Annotated in this window: 17 protein-coding genes; 4 read left to right on the plus strand and 13 right to left on the minus strand. The window is 57.1% G+C overall.

All coding sequences use genetic code 11. The features are described from left to right. The 6 genes from OEU85_RS06980 to OEU85_RS07005 form a co-directional block, all read right to left on the minus strand. Positions 1-1788: a methyl-accepting chemotaxis protein gene (locus OEU85_RS06980; protein ID WP_262690745.1), complete on the minus strand. Its 1788-nt coding sequence runs from the start codon at positions 1786-1788 to the stop codon at positions 1-3. Continuing rightward, positions 1788-2402 carry a hypothetical protein gene (locus OEU85_RS06985; RefSeq protein ID WP_262690746.1) on the minus strand — a complete coding sequence of 205 codons (615 nt, stop codon included), beginning with the start codon at positions 2400-2402 and terminating at the stop codon, positions 1788-1790. Before OEU85_RS06985 ends, OEU85_RS06980 begins: the two co-directional genes overlap by 1 nt. Before the next feature lie 266 nt (positions 2403-2668). Next, positions 2669-3253, minus strand: a complete 585-nt coding sequence (locus tag OEU85_RS06990; protein WP_262690747.1) for a PAS domain-containing protein — start codon at positions 3251-3253, stop codon at positions 2669-2671. Between the two features lie 235 nt (positions 3254-3488). Then, positions 3489-3764 (minus strand): DUF2312 domain-containing protein, encoded by a 276-nt coding sequence (locus tag OEU85_RS06995; protein ID WP_262690748.1) that lies wholly within the window; start codon positions 3762-3764, stop codon positions 3489-3491. A 138-nt stretch (positions 3765-3902) separates the two neighbouring features. After that, positions 3903-4229, minus strand: a complete 327-nt coding sequence (locus OEU85_RS07000) for a DUF1244 domain-containing protein (RefSeq protein WP_262690749.1) — start codon at positions 4227-4229, stop codon at positions 3903-3905. Positions 4230-4243: 14 nt separating this feature from the next. Then, the gene (locus tag OEU85_RS07005) at positions 4244-5026 is read right to left on the minus strand and encodes an N-formylglutamate amidohydrolase (protein WP_262690751.1); all 783 of its coding nucleotides are present in this window, start codon (positions 5024-5026) and stop codon (positions 4244-4246) included. 170 nt (positions 5027-5196) lie between these two features. Between OEU85_RS07005 and pyk the strand changes: the two genes are divergently transcribed. Continuing rightward, the gene (gene pyk / locus OEU85_RS07010; protein WP_262690752.1) at positions 5197-6648 is read left to right on the plus strand and encodes a pyruvate kinase; all 1452 of its coding nucleotides are present in this window, start codon (positions 5197-5199) and stop codon (positions 6646-6648) included. A gap of 20 nt (positions 6649-6668) precedes the next feature. On the opposite strand, the gene OEU85_RS07015 is transcribed toward pyk, so the two are convergent. The 3 genes from OEU85_RS07015 to ykgO all read right to left on the minus strand — a co-directional run bounded on the left by OEU85_RS07015 (position 6669) and on the right by ykgO (position 7908). Then, a complete protein-coding gene (locus OEU85_RS07015; RefSeq protein ID WP_262690753.1) occupies positions 6669-7043 on the minus strand; it encodes a hypothetical protein in 375 nt (124 codons plus the stop codon). A gap of 39 nt (positions 7044-7082) precedes the next feature. Continuing rightward, entirely contained in the window at positions 7083-7697 is a 615-nt protein-coding gene (locus OEU85_RS07020) for an HAD family hydrolase (RefSeq protein ID WP_262690754.1), read from the minus strand. Positions 7698-7782: 85 nt separating this feature from the next. Further along, the gene (gene ykgO / locus OEU85_RS07025; RefSeq protein WP_020401326.1) at positions 7783-7908 is read right to left on the minus strand and encodes a type B 50S ribosomal protein L36; all 126 of its coding nucleotides are present in this window, start codon (positions 7906-7908) and stop codon (positions 7783-7785) included. Positions 7909-8363: 455 nt separating this feature from the next. Here ykgO and OEU85_RS07030 point away from each other — a divergent pair, with 455 nt between their 5' ends. Together OEU85_RS07030 and OEU85_RS07035 are read left to right on the plus strand one after the other, a co-directional pair. Continuing rightward, positions 8364-9488: a M14 family metallopeptidase gene (locus OEU85_RS07030; RefSeq protein ID WP_262690756.1), complete on the plus strand. Its 1125-nt coding sequence runs from the start codon at positions 8364-8366 to the stop codon at positions 9486-9488. Between the two features lie 170 nt (positions 9489-9658). Beyond that, positions 9659-10033, plus strand: a complete 375-nt coding sequence (locus OEU85_RS07035; protein WP_262690757.1) for a hypothetical protein — start codon at positions 9659-9661, stop codon at positions 10031-10033. A 33-nt stretch (positions 10034-10066) separates the two neighbouring features. Here OEU85_RS07035 and OEU85_RS07040 read toward each other — a convergent pair whose 3' ends face one another. The 3 genes from OEU85_RS07040 to OEU85_RS07050 all read right to left on the minus strand — a co-directional run bounded on the left by OEU85_RS07040 (position 10067) and on the right by OEU85_RS07050 (position 12204). After that, the gene (locus OEU85_RS07040; protein WP_262690758.1) at positions 10067-10597 is read right to left on the minus strand and encodes an adenine phosphoribosyltransferase; all 531 of its coding nucleotides are present in this window, start codon (positions 10595-10597) and stop codon (positions 10067-10069) included. Between the two features lie 129 nt (positions 10598-10726). Further along, a complete protein-coding gene (arsB, locus tag OEU85_RS07045; RefSeq protein ID WP_262690759.1) occupies positions 10727-11782 on the minus strand; it encodes an ACR3 family arsenite efflux transporter in 1056 nt (351 codons plus the stop codon). Next, the gene (locus OEU85_RS07050; protein ID WP_262690760.1) at positions 11779-12204 is read right to left on the minus strand and encodes an arsenate reductase ArsC; all 426 of its coding nucleotides are present in this window, start codon (positions 12202-12204) and stop codon (positions 11779-11781) included. Before OEU85_RS07050 ends, arsB begins: the two co-directional genes overlap by 4 nt. A gap of 145 nt (positions 12205-12349) precedes the next feature. Between OEU85_RS07050 and OEU85_RS07055 the strand changes: the two genes are divergently transcribed. After that, a complete protein-coding gene (locus OEU85_RS07055; protein WP_262690761.1) occupies positions 12350-12922 on the plus strand; it encodes a DedA family protein in 573 nt (190 codons plus the stop codon). Here OEU85_RS07055 and OEU85_RS07060 read toward each other — a convergent pair. Further along, positions 12919-13890 (minus strand): DUF2336 domain-containing protein, encoded by a 972-nt coding sequence (locus OEU85_RS07060; RefSeq protein WP_262690826.1) that lies wholly within the window; start codon positions 13888-13890, stop codon positions 12919-12921. The two genes, OEU85_RS07055 and OEU85_RS07060, sit on opposite strands and share 4 nt — an antisense overlap. Positions 13891-14071 lie beyond the last annotated feature (181 nt).

The following is a 14071-nucleotide window of genomic DNA, read 5'->3' on the forward strand; positions in this document are numbered from 1 at the left end:
TCAGGCGTCCAGCATTTCTCGTCTGACCCCTTCGAGAAAGACCGTGGTTACGCTGCGCATACGTTCGTTCGAGTTATGGATGGTCTTGGAAGCGCTGGCCATGCTGGTGGAGGCCTCCCGGGTCTGGCGCGCGCCTTCGGCGGCACCAGCGACGTGACGGCTGACATCCTGCGTGCCGGTCGCCGCTTCCTGCACATTGCGGGCAATCTCATCCGTTGCGGCCCGCTGTTCCTCTACCGCTGAAGCCACGCCCGACGCCATCTCAGCGATAGTTTTGATGCCCCGCCTGATGGACTTCATCGCTTCGCTCGCACGTTCTGTCTGGGCCTGTACCGCGCCGATCTGTTCGCTGATCTGTTCGGTCGCCTTGCCGGTCTGGTTCGCGAGGCTCTTCACCTCACTGGCAACGACGGCGAACCCCTTGCCTGCTTCACCGGCGCGCGCGGCCTCGATGGTGGCATTCAGAGCCAGAAGGTTGGTTTGTTCGGCGATATCGTTGATCAGTTTGATTATCTCGCCAATCGCGCTCGACGAACTTGTCAGCTCGCTCATGATTTCCTCGGACTGTCCGGCTGCCTCGGCCGTTTCCTGCGACTGGCGTGACGACATATCCATCTGCCGCGCGATCTCCGACACCGACTGCCCCAGCTCTTCGGTCGCGGCGGCCACTGTCTGTACGTTGGAGCTGGATTCTTCCGCCGATGCCGCCGCAGCGGCCGAGCGGTCGCCTGTCTGGTCAGCGGTGACGACCAGTTGTCCGGAAATCGCCATCAGACTGTCGAGCTCGGTCGCGACCTCGGTCATGGTTTCCTGGATTTTCTTATCAAAGTCCGAGATCAGTTCAGTAATGGCCGCCGTCCTGCGTTCGCGCGCTGCCATTTCTTCGCGCTGCCGGGTCATCTCGTTTTCCTGCGCGATGCGTTCTGCCTCCATGCGGTCACGTTCGGCCTGTTCCTCACGCTCTTTGGCCTCCTCGGCTTCGGCGCGCAGCCTTTCACGCTCAATCGCGTTTTCCTTGAACGTATTCACCGCTCCCGCCATGCTGCCAATCTCGTCCTTGAAGTGCATACAGGGAATTTTGACAGTGCTGTCGCCGTCCGCCAGCGTCAGCATGGTAGCGGTCATGCGGCGGATGGGTACGGCGATCTGCCGCGCGAAGAACAGCCCCGCGAGTACCGCCACCACAATAATCAGGATATTCGAGGCAAACGTCATCATATTGACGCTTGAAATGGCGCTTTCGGCAGCAGCATGGGCCGCCGCTCCCATTTCCACCTCCAGCGCATCCACTTCGGATTCGAGACGCCTGATTTGGTCAAAAATCTCGCCGGGGCCGCCTGCAGCCTCCATTGCGCGCGCCTGATTGACGCTGAGATAATGAGACATCAGCTCGATTTGCCTTTCGGCATAGTCCGTCTGCCATTCACGGGCCTTGGCAATCATCTGGCCAACCGGTCCGCTGAGTTCGGGCATTTGCTCACCATGCGCGAGCAGCTTCTGCGCCATCAGGTCAAACCGCTCGCCCCCATCGCGGTATTGCCTGAGGACAGACCTGTCGCTGGCAACCAGCAGGTAAAGGATGGCCTGCCGCTGCCGGTCGAGGCTGCTGATCATTTCCCCGTATGCAACACGAGACTCCTGCACCCGCGAGGCATTCGCCAGCGCGCCTTCCAAGCGCGACATGTTGGTAAAGTTGATCATGGAGGCAACCAGCATAATAGCAATCAAGGTTGTAAACGCAGCGATGACCTTACCCGGAATCGAGAGTTTTCTGATAATATCCACCATCAGTTTTCTCCTTTTGCCCGTTGGGTGTTCCGGCGCGCAAGTTCGGTCAGGTTCACCTCGATCGTCGCTGCGCCAATGGCTGTTCCCATATCATCTTCAATTGTCAGGTTTGCCTGGGCGCGCCATGTAGCGGTTGGCGCATGAAACTCCGGCTCGTCGATAAAGACAGCTCCTGCTCCGACATCGAAGGTTTGTTGGAATTTGGCTTCATCGCCCTGCCAGAAATCAGACGTGATGGCGCTTTGGCCCGCATTGAGGCCTTTGGCGTCAATAACAAATATCTCTGTGAACAGGCCAGCGGATGCCGCCTGGACCTGGGTCAGATAGGTCGACAAGGGGTTGTTGAGTGTGGACGCGATCAAGGGCTGGGCCTGGGCCTCCCGCTCCGTACGCCACTGGCTGTCTAGATTGTTCACCTCTTGAGCCGTCAACGCCCCGTACCGCTTGTTCTGGGCATCCAGGGTGATGGACACGACGGGGACCAACAGCCATCCACGAATATCCGTAAGCACATCTTCCGTTATCAGGCTGGACGACGGCTGCTGTGCTCTCGCACCAAATGACATCATTGCAGCCACCATCAGCAGCACACACCATCCTCTGTTCCGACCCATTCGCTATGCCTTTCTCTTGCCGTCAAACCGAAACAACGACCTACATTGAACACGAAGGCGTTGAAGACGACGGCTCTCTACCTCAAAGCCATACAAAACAGGGGCACCAGGCGCGCGGGCGGGGACGAGGAGTGTGGGGCATCACGACTTTTCCCTATGGCGTTGAGACCTTCGCCGGTACCAGACAGCATGCTATACTAGTCTTAAAGAGGTGTTAAATTTACCCCACCGGACCGGCGCGGCTGAACGGCCATTACAAACGGGGGTCACTCTTCGGAATCATCGGGCCAGACGCGACTGGGTTCATGGGGCACCATGGGCGCGGGCGGCGCGCCAAAACCAATATCCAGATAACGCAAATCAAGCAGTTGAACGCTGCTGACATCCTTTGGCTTTCCAAAGCCCGGCGCTTCATTCTCAAGCCCGGCCACCGTAATAACGCCAACCATCTGGCTGACCTCACCGTCGCGGTCCTCAAGGGGCAGCAGCAGGCTTCTGTAGCCTTTCACTGAGCCAAAACTACTGCCAAGATTACGGGTGAACATCCCGCCACATGGCGTGGTGAGGATGGTCTGGTAAAAACCGTCGATAATCTCCCGGAGCGGTACGGGGTACATGTCCAGCAAATTGCGGCCCGTGAAACTCATGTGAAGGATCTCGTCCACCGCGCTACCGATCACCGTGGGGACAAGATTGCCAGGGCCGCTTGACCGGGCCATCACAACCCATGCCAGAAGGGGCTTTATGTTTTGTGGGTTCAGGTCCGTGCGTCTTGGGATGCGACCGTCCGGCGGGCGCAGGGCGTTATAATACTCAAGCAGTCGCTGTTGCACTCTGGATAAGCTGTCCATTTTCCCTGCTCACATGGGTATCCCACGGCCATGCCACACGCCGAGATTGCCCCTCAAGGTGCTCACTGTCCACAGAAAGCTAGAAAGGCAAGGCTTTGCAACGCCCGCAAGTATGACTGGCCTGAAATATACTGATCAAAAATATACTGGCCTGAAAATATACTGGCCTGAAAATATAAAAGCCCCCGGCGTGTCCGCAGGAGGCTTTTTCTGGTGTCTTTTGTGAAAGCGCCTGTTATTCGCCAACAGCTTCCGGCACTTGCCCACCCTCGATCGCATGCAGGTATACGTCCAGCAGGCTCTCCTGCTCCTGCCGCTCGGCTTGGTCCATCTTGCGGACCGCGATAACCTTGCGCATCACCTTGGTGTCGAAGCCAACGGCCTTGGCGCCTGCGTAGACTTCCTTGATATCTTCGGCGATGCCTTTTTTCTCTTCCTCAAGGCGCTCAATGCGCTCGATGAAGGAACGAAGCTGCTCGCCCGCAACACCACCGGCCTGTACTTGTACCATGCTTTTACTCCCTGTCTTGTCGGCACCCATGCAGGGCCATAAATCTCGCCTGTGCCCGCCTGATTGATAGGGGCACTTCTTCGGGCGCGCACTCTAGCGACGGTGCGTGCGCCGTTCAATCATGTTTTGATTTTCTGTTCAGCCATCCGCACGGGCGACACGGTTTTTCGCCACGCTTATCTCCATGCGGCGCATCTGCTCATCGGTCGCGGGCAGTTGGTGCTTTTCCTTATAGTCCTCATACGGCATGCCATAGATGCGCTCGCGCGCTTCGTCTTTGCTCAGGCTAAGCCCTTGTTCTTCTGCGGCTTCCTTGTACCAGTCCGCCAGGCAGTTGCGGCAAAAACCGCCATAACCCATCAGATCGATATTCTGCACGTCGGCGCGTTCGCTCAGATGTTTGAGCAAGCGGCGCAAAACCGCAGCTTCAATCTTTTCCTCTGGCTTGTCCTCGGGTGTCGACATTCTTCTCTCCTCACTCAGTAATGGCGAATCGCCGCGATGTCCGCGCGGTTCATGCACTCGTCCAGAATATCGGCCAGCAGGGCGGCCCATTCTGTTGTCATGGCGTCGGTGGCCAGGAGGTCCTGCCGCACCTCAATCGTGGTTTGCGGCAAGCCATGCTCGGCACCATGGCGCTGCATTGTATAATAAAGATCACGGCCCGAGTAAGGCAGATTATCACCAACCACCAGATCCGTCTCGCGCTCAAGCATGCCAATCATGGCCTGCGCCAGGCGCGGATCCTTGTTCCACAGGAAACCGGCGTGCCAACGCCTTGGCTCATCGCCCATCTCCGGCGTGAAACTGTGCATGCCCACTACCAGCGGCACTTTACCTGCCTTCAGGTGTGCATCCACAAGCCGCGCACAGGCGTCATGGAAGGGTGTGTAATAAGCTGCCTTGCGCGCCGCGACCGCCCGTGGCCCCAAGTCCCTGTTCGCCGGGATATTCACACCGTCGCTCGCGGGCGGGATCAGTGTCTTGTGGTCAGGCTCGCGGTTGCAGTCAATCAACAGGCGCGACACCGGCGCCAGCACCCCGGCGATGCCCATCATGGCGCATATCTTGCGGCTGACATCCGCCGCGCCGATATCCCATGCGATGTGCTTTTCGAACTCGGCCGCATCAAGGCCCAGGTCGGCGTAATCCGCGGGCACATGGTTGCTGGCATGGTCGCACAGCACGATCACCCCACCGAGCGCATCGCCGTTGAGGATTTCAGGTTTCAGGATTTGGCTCTGGACAGCAGAATCATTCATAGGGTACACCGGGCACGCACGTGAAGCTTTGGTTTCAAAGCGAAAAATGCTGGACCTGAGACGAGCGATCAAGCAGCATGTGCCCTGAAAACGAACGGCCTGACCCTAATGGTCTCACCCGTCAAGTCAACATTTCATCCACCACGCTCCCAAATGTTCAGGAGGCCACCATGACGCCCGACATCGTTTCACCCGGACGGCGCCGCAAAACCCGTATCGTCGCGACCCTTGGTCCCGCGAGCTCATCCTATGAGCGCATCAAGGAGCTGTTCCTCGCTGGCGTCGACGTCTTCCGTCTGAACATGAGCCACGGTGAACACAAGGACAAGGAAGCACTGGTGCACACAATCCGCGCAGTTGAGCGTGAATGTGGTCGTCCCATTGCGATCCTCGCTGACCTCCAGGGCCCGAAACTCAGGATCGGCCTCTTTGAAGACGGCAAGGTCATGCTTAAGGAAGGCCAGGCCTTCAAGCTGGACCTCCTGGACCAACCGGGCAATGATGAGCGGGTCTATCTGCCGCACAAGGAAATTTTCGACGCGCTTCAGGTGGGTACCAATATCCTGCTGGATGACGGCAAGATCCGCCTTGAAGTGGAGCAGATTGAACCCAACAAGGCCCGATGCCGGGTTATTGTTGGCGGCATCCTGTCTGATCGCAAGGGTGTGAATGTGCCAAACGCGGTCCTGCCGCTGGCCGCCCTCACCCCGAAGGACCGCAAGGACCTGTCCTTCGCGCTGCAATGCGGCTGTGACTGGATCGCACTTTCCTTTGTGCAACGCGGCGCAGACGTGGCCGAAGCCAAAAAACTGGTTGGCAAAAAAGCCGCTGTAATGGCCAAGATCGAAAAACCTGCCGCTGTTGTCGCGCTTGATGAAATTATCGAACTGGCGGACGGCGTTATGGTCGCCCGGGGTGATCTCGGCGTCGAGGAACCGGTTGAAAACGTGCCCGGCATCCAGAAGCAGATTGTACGCGCGGCGCGCCAGGCGGGTAAACCCGTTGTTGTGGCCACACAAATGCTCGAGTCGATGATCAAGTCACCGGTGCCGACCCGCGCCGAAGTGTCGGACGTGGCGACCGCCGTGATGGACGGCGCGGACGCGGTGATGTTGTCGGCCGAGTCCGCCGTGGGTGACTATCCCATCGAGGCGGTGCAGGTGATGGACCGCGTCGCCTACCGGGTGGAGCATGAACCCGGCTACCATATGGCGGGCAGCGATGACCGCGCCAACCCCAATTCCACCACCGAGGATGCCATCACCGCCGCCGCGCGGCAGGTGGCCCGCACCGTGGGTGCCAAAGCCATCGTGACCTTCACGACATCCGGCGCCACAGCGCTCCGCGCCGCGCGGGAACGCCCTGAGGCTGAAATCCTGACCCTGACACCGCGGCTTGCCGTGGCGCGCCGCCTTGCCATCGTATGGGGCATGCGCACAGTCAAGACCAAGGATGTTACGAGCTTTGAGGAGATGGTTGGTAAATCCAAGCGCATGGCCTTGCGGGCCGGGCTGGTGAAAGCGGGCGACCGCCTTGTGGTCACCGCGGGCGTGCCCTTTGGCACACCGGGCGCCACCAACGTGCTGCATATCGCCTGGATCAGCGGGAACGAGCTCGCGTAACGCGGGCTCATCGGGCTTTCTCAGCCCTCTGTGAGCTTCTGGTTGCGGATACCTTTAAATGTATCAAAGAAATCCTGCGGCACATCGGCGTCGGAGCCCAGCCGCTTCGCATCAATTTCCAGATGTTCGAACTCGGTTTTGACCTGCCGGTACAAACTTTTCTTGCCGCCAAAGCCGAAGGTTTTCTCGAAGGTGCCCAGGGTGGTGACAATGGCAGCACAAACCGCAAGCAGGCTGCTGTTCTGGTACCCGGTCGCCAACAGATAGGTGGTCACCCCACCCAGAATGATAGTGACACAAATGGTAATGACATGAAGGCGGCCATACCCGCGTTCTTGTGATTTTGCCTGTGTAATTTCTTTTGCAACTTCTCTGAGGAACTCTTCTTTTCGCATGGAAACCCCTTCTCGACGCTCAGCGTTCAGGCTACCATTCTAATACAAAAAGCCTTTTGCGCGCAGATCATTCGCCAACTTGTTAGCGTCGGTGAAATGATGGCCGACCATGCCAAGCTGTTCCGCGGCGCGCACATTATCCATGCGGTCATCAATATAGATGGTGAGTTCCGGATCGAGATTGAAGCGTTCAATCGCGACATGATAAATGCGCGGATCGGGTTTCACGAGCTTTTCATCGCCCGAGACCACCACTCCGCCAAAGAGGTCGGTAAAAGCATATTGCCGACAAAAGGACGGCCATTTCTCCGCCGAGAAATTGGTGAGGCCAAAGGTACGCATGCCTTGTTCTGAAAGCTGCTCGAGAACATCGACCGTGCCGGTGATGGTATTGCCGATGGTCTCATCCCAACGCTCATCAAAAGCGCGGATCAGGTCCTCATACTCGGGATATTTGTCCGCAAGCAACCGCACGCCATCTGCAAACGGCCTGCCCCGGTCATGCTCGGTATGCCATTCCAGCGTTACGACATCCGCCAGAAAGCCTTCCAGCTCCTGCGTATCGTCTATCAACTTGCTGTATAGGTTGCGCGGATCCCATTCGACAAACACGTTCCCGATATCAAACAAAACCGCTTTTGTTCGCTCTGTCATACTTCCCCCAATATGATTTAGCCGCGTCACTCTACAAGAGTGCGCGGCTAAAGCAACATAGATCGTGCAAGTTAAGCGGGTAGGCTTAACCCTGGCGTGCTTTAAAGCGACGCTGCGTTTTGTTGATAACGTAAATGCGGCCTTTGCGGCGAATCACACGGCAATCGCGGTGACGGCTTTTCAAAGACTTCAAGCTGTTACGAATTTTCATGGCTCGTCTCACTACAAACCGGCTTAAAAACTTTACCCCTGCCACGCCAGCCGGCGCCTTGGCACACAGGGTGAGAACGACGAATCCGTCATTCCTCGAATCCATTGGCGGCGGAACATACTGTTGAGGGGGGGAAGTGTCAAGTGCAAGAGACCGTTTTTACTGCCTTTTTGCGCGGCATCAACGTTCTCATAAAAATGGAGGCGTCCCCCATGCCCGGTGGGACGCCCCAAATTTCCCCCGTTGGATAGCGGGGGTAGTCCGCTCACGCCTACGCGTCAGTGAAAGCATACTACCAAAACGAGACTGTCTTGTCATGGGAATAAAGCGTCATAAAGGCTGACCTAGTGGCGGTTTTCCTACGCCGCGGCCCATATGGGCATTGACCCCCTACCCGGCACAGGCTAGGCAGACACACAGCAAAACACATCCGCGACACGAGGGAGCAAAAGGTCATGCTTATTTCCAGTCAGTTCGACAGCGGCAATATCGAAGTTGTCAAAGCCGACGATCCAAAGGATATCCGCCTCAACATCCGCAAGGACAGCAACTCCGATTTTTATCAGTGGTTCCACTTCCGCCTGTCGGGCGTCGAGGACACGGCGTGCAAACTGACGATCGAAAACGCGGGCGGCGCGGCCTACGTACCGGGCTGGGAAAACTACAAGGTTTGTGTGTCCTACGACCGCGAAACATGGTTCCGCGTCGATACCGTGTTTGATGGACAGACCGTTTCCTGGCAAATCACCCCCGACCAGGACAGCCTGTATTTCGCCTATTTCGCCCCCTATTCGATGGACCGGCATGCTGACCTGATTGCAGAAGTCTCCGGGTCTCCGCTCGTGCGCACCAGCGTGCTGGGCCATACCCTTGACGGGCAGGACATGGACCTTGTTGAGGTTGGCTTCGGGGCGGAAGGCCGTAAGAAAATCTGGATGTGTGCCCGCCAGCATCCCGGCGAAACCATGGCCGAGTGGTGGATGGAAGGCGCGCTTGATTACCTGCTGGACGAAGACAACCCGGTTGCGCGCAGGCTGCTTGAAAAAGCGCATTTCTATATTGTGCCGAACATGAACCCGGACGGATCCCGTCGCGGCAACCTGCGCACCAATGCCGCAGGCGCCAACCTGAACCGCGAATGGAACTGCGCGACGATGGACAAGAGCCCCGAGGTCTATCTGGTGCGCGAGAAAATGCATGAGACAGGCGTCGACTTCCATCTTGATGTGCACGGCGACGAAAACCTGCCCTATAACTTTATCGCGGGGTTTGAGGGCATCCCATCCCTTACGGAAAAACAGACCGCCAACTATTCGATGTTTCAGGATCTCCTGTGCGTTGTCTCCCCTGACTTCCAGAAAGAACACGGCTATGACACTGACAAGCCGGGCGAAGCCAACCTTGCCATGTGCACCAACTATATGGCGGAGACATTCGGCTGCGTCGCCATGACGCTTGAGATGCCGTTCAAGGATAATGACGACTTACCGGACCCGCTTTATGGCTGGTCGCCGGAGCGCTGCCGCCACCTTGGCCGCGCGTGCCTCGACACGCTTGCACAGATGATCGACGAGCTTTAAGTCAGGAACCACATGCGAGGTTGGCCACGGCTCATGGCACACCTCGCATGAAGGCCTGCTACCGACAGGGCTATACAAATCGGGCTGATCGCTATAGATTTTCTCCCAATTGACCGGATAGCGATTATGAAGCAAAGGGGTGCCGGTCAACTTTCCGGGAGAAAACTCAAATGACTGCACTGTCCGGACACTTCCTTCGGGCCGCCACCCTATATGCCTTGATCGGCATGGCACTGGGCATCCACATGGCCTCTTCACACGACCACAGCCAAATGCCTACACATGCGCACATCATGTTGCTTGGTTGGGTCTCCATGGGGCTTTATGGCCTTTTTTACCGTGGGCTCGCTGAGGGCCCCGTCAGCAAGCTGATGCAGGTACACCGGTGGTTGGCGCACATCGGCCTCATCGGCCTTGTTGTGGCATTATATGGCATGTTTGCCGGTTACCTGATGCTTGAGCCACTGGCCGCCATCTCGTCGATCGTTGTCTTTATTGCCATGGTGCTATTTACGGTGATTGTCTTCCAGCACACAAAAGCCTGATTGGCAAAAGGGGCGCCCGAGGCGCCCCTTTTTCTAGTCACTGTCAAAACTGCACAGGCTGACGACCCGTTCGCAGTGTGTTCGCACCCGCGCGCTGCCGCCAAGGGCCGGCAGGTCAACGATAAAACCGCAACCAACCACATCACCGCTCTGTCGTTCAATCAGCGAAAGTGCCGCTTCAGCGGTGCCCCCGGTCGCGATCAGGTCATCAATCAGCAGGATGCGGTCCCCAGCGCCGAAAGCGTCAAGATGCATCTCCAGCGTGGCGTCGCCATATTCCAGTTGATAGGTTTCCTCGATGGTCTGGTGCGGCAGCCTGCCCGCCTTGCGGATGGGCACCACGCCGGCACCAAGCCGGTGTGCGATAGCACCCGCCAGCACAAAACCACGCGCCTCAATACCGGCGACTTTCTGCACCCGGTCATTCTTGAACGCGGCGACAAGCGAGTCGACCGCGTGACGGAATGCCGCGGGGTTGGAAAACAGTGTTGTCACGTCCCGGAACATGATCCCGTCTTTCGGAAAGTCCGGGATGTTACGGATATAGGACTTCAAGTCCTTCATATGGAAGACCTCTCCCCAAGGTTTGCTCAGGTAAACAGCTTATGCCGGGAAAAGGTTTTGAACAAGATATCTGCGACAGGTGAGCCATATTCCCCACAGCATGGCAATGTGCTGCGGGGGACAGGAAAGCTAACTGGACGAACTAACAGGGAAATGCCGCCGCGTTCTGTTCGCGAAAGCCACCAGCGACAGCATGACCGGCACTTCAACAAGCACGCCAACCACAGTCGCCAACGCGGCGCCGGAGTTGAGCCCAAACAGGCTGATTGCAACAGCAACCGCCAGTTCAAAGAAGTTCGACGTGCCGATAAGCGCAGCGGGCGCGGCCGTGGAAAAAGGCACGCGCCACACATAGGCCCAGCCGTATGCAATGACAAAAATCCCATAACTCTGGATCAGAAGCGGTACCGCGATGAGCACGATGACCAGTGGCCTGTCAAGAATGGTCGGTGCCTGGAAGCCAAACAGCAGAACTACCGTCGCCAGCAACCCCATGACTGAAAAGGGTTTGATCGCGGCAGTGAAATCCGCAATGCGGTCGTGATCCCCCCGGCTGTCCAGTTTCCTGCGTGTGACATAGCCAGCGCCAAGCGGGATCACCACATACAGCAGGACCGAGAGCAAAAGCGTGTGCCACGGTACCACGATATCGGTCACGCCAAGAAGAAGGGCCGCAATCGGCGCAAAGGCGACAATCATGATCAGGTCGTTGATCGAAACCTGCACGAGCGTATAGTTCGCGTCCCCTTTGACAAGCTGGCTCCAGACGAACACCATCGCGGTGCACGGCGCAACACCAAGCAGGATCATGCCGGCGATATATTCCTTCGCCGTTTCAGGCGCGACAAAACCCGCGAAAACATGTTCGAAAAACAGTATGCCAAGCGCAGCCATCGAAAACGGTTTCACCAGCCAGTTCACCACCAGCGTGATGCAAAGACCCTTGGGTTTCCTGCCTACATCGCGAATGGAGGCGAAATCCACATTGACCATCATCGGATAGATCATGATCCAGATAAACACCGCCACCACAAGATTGACGTTCGCGTATTCAAGGCCAGCGGTTGCCTGAAATACGGAAGGGAACGCAGCACCAAGGCCCACTCCCAGCACGATACAGAGTGCTACCCACAGCGACAGGTAACGTTCGAACAGGCCCATGGGTTCCGATGATGCCTCACTCATAACAGGTCTTCCTCTATACGTTGTTTCAGCATGGCAAATGCCGCATCGAAGGCGGCGGTAATGTCGTCTTCGCTGCCCGTTGCCTTCGCAGGGTCGGGCGTACTCCAATGCAGCTTTTGCGGCGCACCGCGAAAAACCGGACAGCTTTCGCCAGCCGCCTGATCACACACGGTGATAACATAGTCAAAACGATTGTCTGCAAAATCATCCCATGATTTGCTCCGCGCGTCCGTCATATTGATACCGTGTCGCGCAAGGGTTTCCAGCGACTTTTGGTGCACATAGCCAGCCGGGTCACTTCCGGCACTGACGGCGCGGTACCGTCCTTTCGACAAGTGGTTGATCAACGCCTCGCCCATAATGGACCGGCATGAGTTACCGGTGCAAAGCACCAGGACATCCTTTATCGCTGCATCGCTCATTATGAATCCTTATTTCCAGAATAATCGATATTAATGCTTAATAACCATACTCTGACAGGGATGACAAGCGCGGCGGTGCGATTTATCCTCACTTGAAACCGAATGGCGGGAGGTTGCCCTGGAACAGGAATGGCTAGATAGATTAATGACTGTGTCGGGCGACCCGCCGACCCTTCTTGCTGGCATTTTTATCCTGTCCCTGTTCGCCGACAGCGCTGCCACAATCGTTGCCGCCCTTCTGGTGGCGCAGGGCCTGCTACCCGCAGGCGTAACCGCTCTTGCAGTGCCATTGTTCCTGATTGTTGGAGATGGCGCCCTATACCTGTTTGGTGCATTGGCGGGCAATAATATCTTACTCAGGCGATTTGTCCCCACCCGCCACATCGCCCGCGCGGCAGCATGGCTTCAAGACAGAAGAACGCTTGTTCTGGCCCTGGCGCGTGCACTACCGGGCAGTCGCACCATAGTCTTCGTCGGTTTTGGGTATCTGCGCATGCCGGTGGTACATTTTTTTGTGGTAAACAGCATCGGCGCAACGCTGTGGTCGCTCACGCTGATGCTGCTGGTGACACTGTCCGCTGGCTGGTTTGAAAAAACAGGGCCGTTGGCCAGCCTCGCCGCGGGCCTTGTAGCGGCAATGCTCATGCTATTGCCCGCCTTCCTTCTAGCGCGTCGCAGCGACCTGAGAGATGTTTTGGTAAAACAGAAGGATGATTAATTCACGGCCGACCGGCGTACGGCAATCTGGTTTTCCTTCAGCACACGACAGATGCGTTGCGCGCCCCCCCTGCCAAACCCTGCGGCATATACCAGCTTAAGCACTTCCCGCAGGTCGCCCTGTTCAAGCACCGCGCGCACCGCGCCAAGGGTTACACCGGCCTCGATTGCCAAGGCGCTACCGAGAAACTGGAAGCTGCCACGTTCCACCATTTCAAGGGTCAGTGTTTCGCTCAACCGGCCTTCGCGCTTGAGGTCAACCACATAACCATGCACCTGGGCAGGCCCGGCTTTTGCGATCTGCCGCCACAGTGTTTCGTGCTGGGTCTTGAAAACAATTTCCGCCACCACCTCTTTGGGTAGGGCATAATTTGACAAAAGGATGCGCTTATAGTCCTCAGACACAAGGCCGATGATGCGTTCAACGATACGAAGGGCCAGGTCATCGCGGCGGCTCATTTCACCCAGCACCAGTTCACTGCTTGAGAACCGGTCTATGGTTTTGTCATAGACCCGTTCCGTCAGTCTGATCTCAATGTTGGCCATCACACGGGCGGCGGTCTGCTCAGACCCGTTGGCAACCAGCGCATAAGCGGTCTGCTCGCCGATATCCTTGCGCCGGGCAAGACGCAAATGCGCATGCTCTTCAAGATGGGGGACAAGCCCGGCCCACTGTCCATCGCTCAGCGCTTCCGTTACCTCGATAAACGGGCCGGAGACGCTATCGATATCACTGACAATACGTGCCGCCAGGTCATGAGGGATATTGCGACACAGGCGCAGCTCAAACGAAAGCGTTTCACGGACCTGAATACTCAGGTCCTGCGCAAGCGCGCGGGCGATATTGCTGGCGGCATCGATCTCGGCCTCACCATGCCCGGTGGTCGCTAAAAAACGAGAAACGCGCTTGGCCAGTACCACTTTTTCTAAGCGGTCCGCGTTTACAAGATTACCCAGGGCCAAATTCATCACTTCGTGACTCCAATAAATAACACTACGCCGAAGTTCGGCGGACTATAGTGTGGCACCCAAGTGTTAGTATTTAACCAAAGAACCGGTAAAATTTGTCTTAAAATTCGGCTCCGGCCCAAAATGCCAAAACTAGGGCACACCTTCAGCCCGTTGTCTCCCCTGAGGAAAACGGCGGAAA

It is taken from the genome of Kordiimonas aestuarii, from assembly GCF_025574465.1.
Taxonomy (GTDB): Bacteria; Pseudomonadota; Alphaproteobacteria; order Sphingomonadales; family Kordiimonadaceae; genus Kordiimonas; species Kordiimonas aestuarii.

Bases quoted from the DNA above. Each gene is read 5' to 3' on its own strand.
- OEU85_RS06980 (WP_262690745.1), bottom strand. From the start codon at position 1,788: ATGGTGGATATTATCAGAAAACTCTCGATTCCGGGTAAGGTCATCGCT.
- OEU85_RS06985 (WP_262690746.1), bottom strand. From the start codon at position 2,402: ATGGGTCGGAACAGAGGATGGTGTGTGCTGCTGATGGTGGCTGCAATG.
- OEU85_RS06990 (WP_262690747.1), bottom strand. From the start codon at position 3,253: ATGGACAGCTTATCCAGAGTGCAACAGCGACTGCTTGAGTATTATAAC.
- OEU85_RS06995 (WP_262690748.1), bottom strand. From the start codon at position 3,764: ATGGTACAAGTACAGGCCGGTGGTGTTGCGGGCGAGCAGCTTCGTTCC.
- OEU85_RS07000 (WP_262690749.1), bottom strand. From the start codon at position 4,229: ATGTCGACACCCGAGGACAAGCCAGAGGAAAAGATTGAAGCTGCGGTT.
- OEU85_RS07005 (WP_262690751.1), bottom strand. From the start codon at position 5,026: ATGAATGATTCTGCTGTCCAGAGCCAAATCCTGAAACCTGAAATCCTC.
- pyk (WP_262690752.1), top strand. From the start codon at position 5,197: ATGACGCCCGACATCGTTTCACCCGGACGGCGCCGCAAAACCCGTATC.
- OEU85_RS07015 (WP_262690753.1), bottom strand. From the start codon at position 7,043: ATGCGAAAAGAAGAGTTCCTCAGAGAAGTTGCAAAAGAAATTACACAG.
- OEU85_RS07020 (WP_262690754.1), bottom strand. From the start codon at position 7,697: ATGACAGAGCGAACAAAAGCGGTTTTGTTTGATATCGGGAACGTGTTT.
- ykgO (WP_020401326.1), bottom strand. From the start codon at position 7,908: ATGAAAATTCGTAACAGCTTGAAGTCTTTGAAAAGCCGTCACCGCGAT.
- OEU85_RS07030 (WP_262690756.1), top strand. From the start codon at position 8,364: ATGCTTATTTCCAGTCAGTTCGACAGCGGCAATATCGAAGTTGTCAAA.
- OEU85_RS07035 (WP_262690757.1), top strand. From the start codon at position 9,659: ATGACTGCACTGTCCGGACACTTCCTTCGGGCCGCCACCCTATATGCC.
- OEU85_RS07040 (WP_262690758.1), bottom strand. From the start codon at position 10,597: ATGAAGGACTTGAAGTCCTATATCCGTAACATCCCGGACTTTCCGAAA.
- arsB (WP_262690759.1), bottom strand. From the start codon at position 11,782: ATGAGTGAGGCATCATCGGAACCCATGGGCCTGTTCGAACGTTACCTG.
- OEU85_RS07050 (WP_262690760.1), bottom strand. From the start codon at position 12,204: ATGAGCGATGCAGCGATAAAGGATGTCCTGGTGCTTTGCACCGGTAAC.
- OEU85_RS07055 (WP_262690761.1), top strand. From the start codon at position 12,350: ATGACTGTGTCGGGCGACCCGCCGACCCTTCTTGCTGGCATTTTTATC.
- OEU85_RS07060 (WP_262690826.1), bottom strand. From the start codon at position 13,890: ATGAATTTGGCCCTGGGTAATCTTGTAAACGCGGACCGCTTAGAAAAA.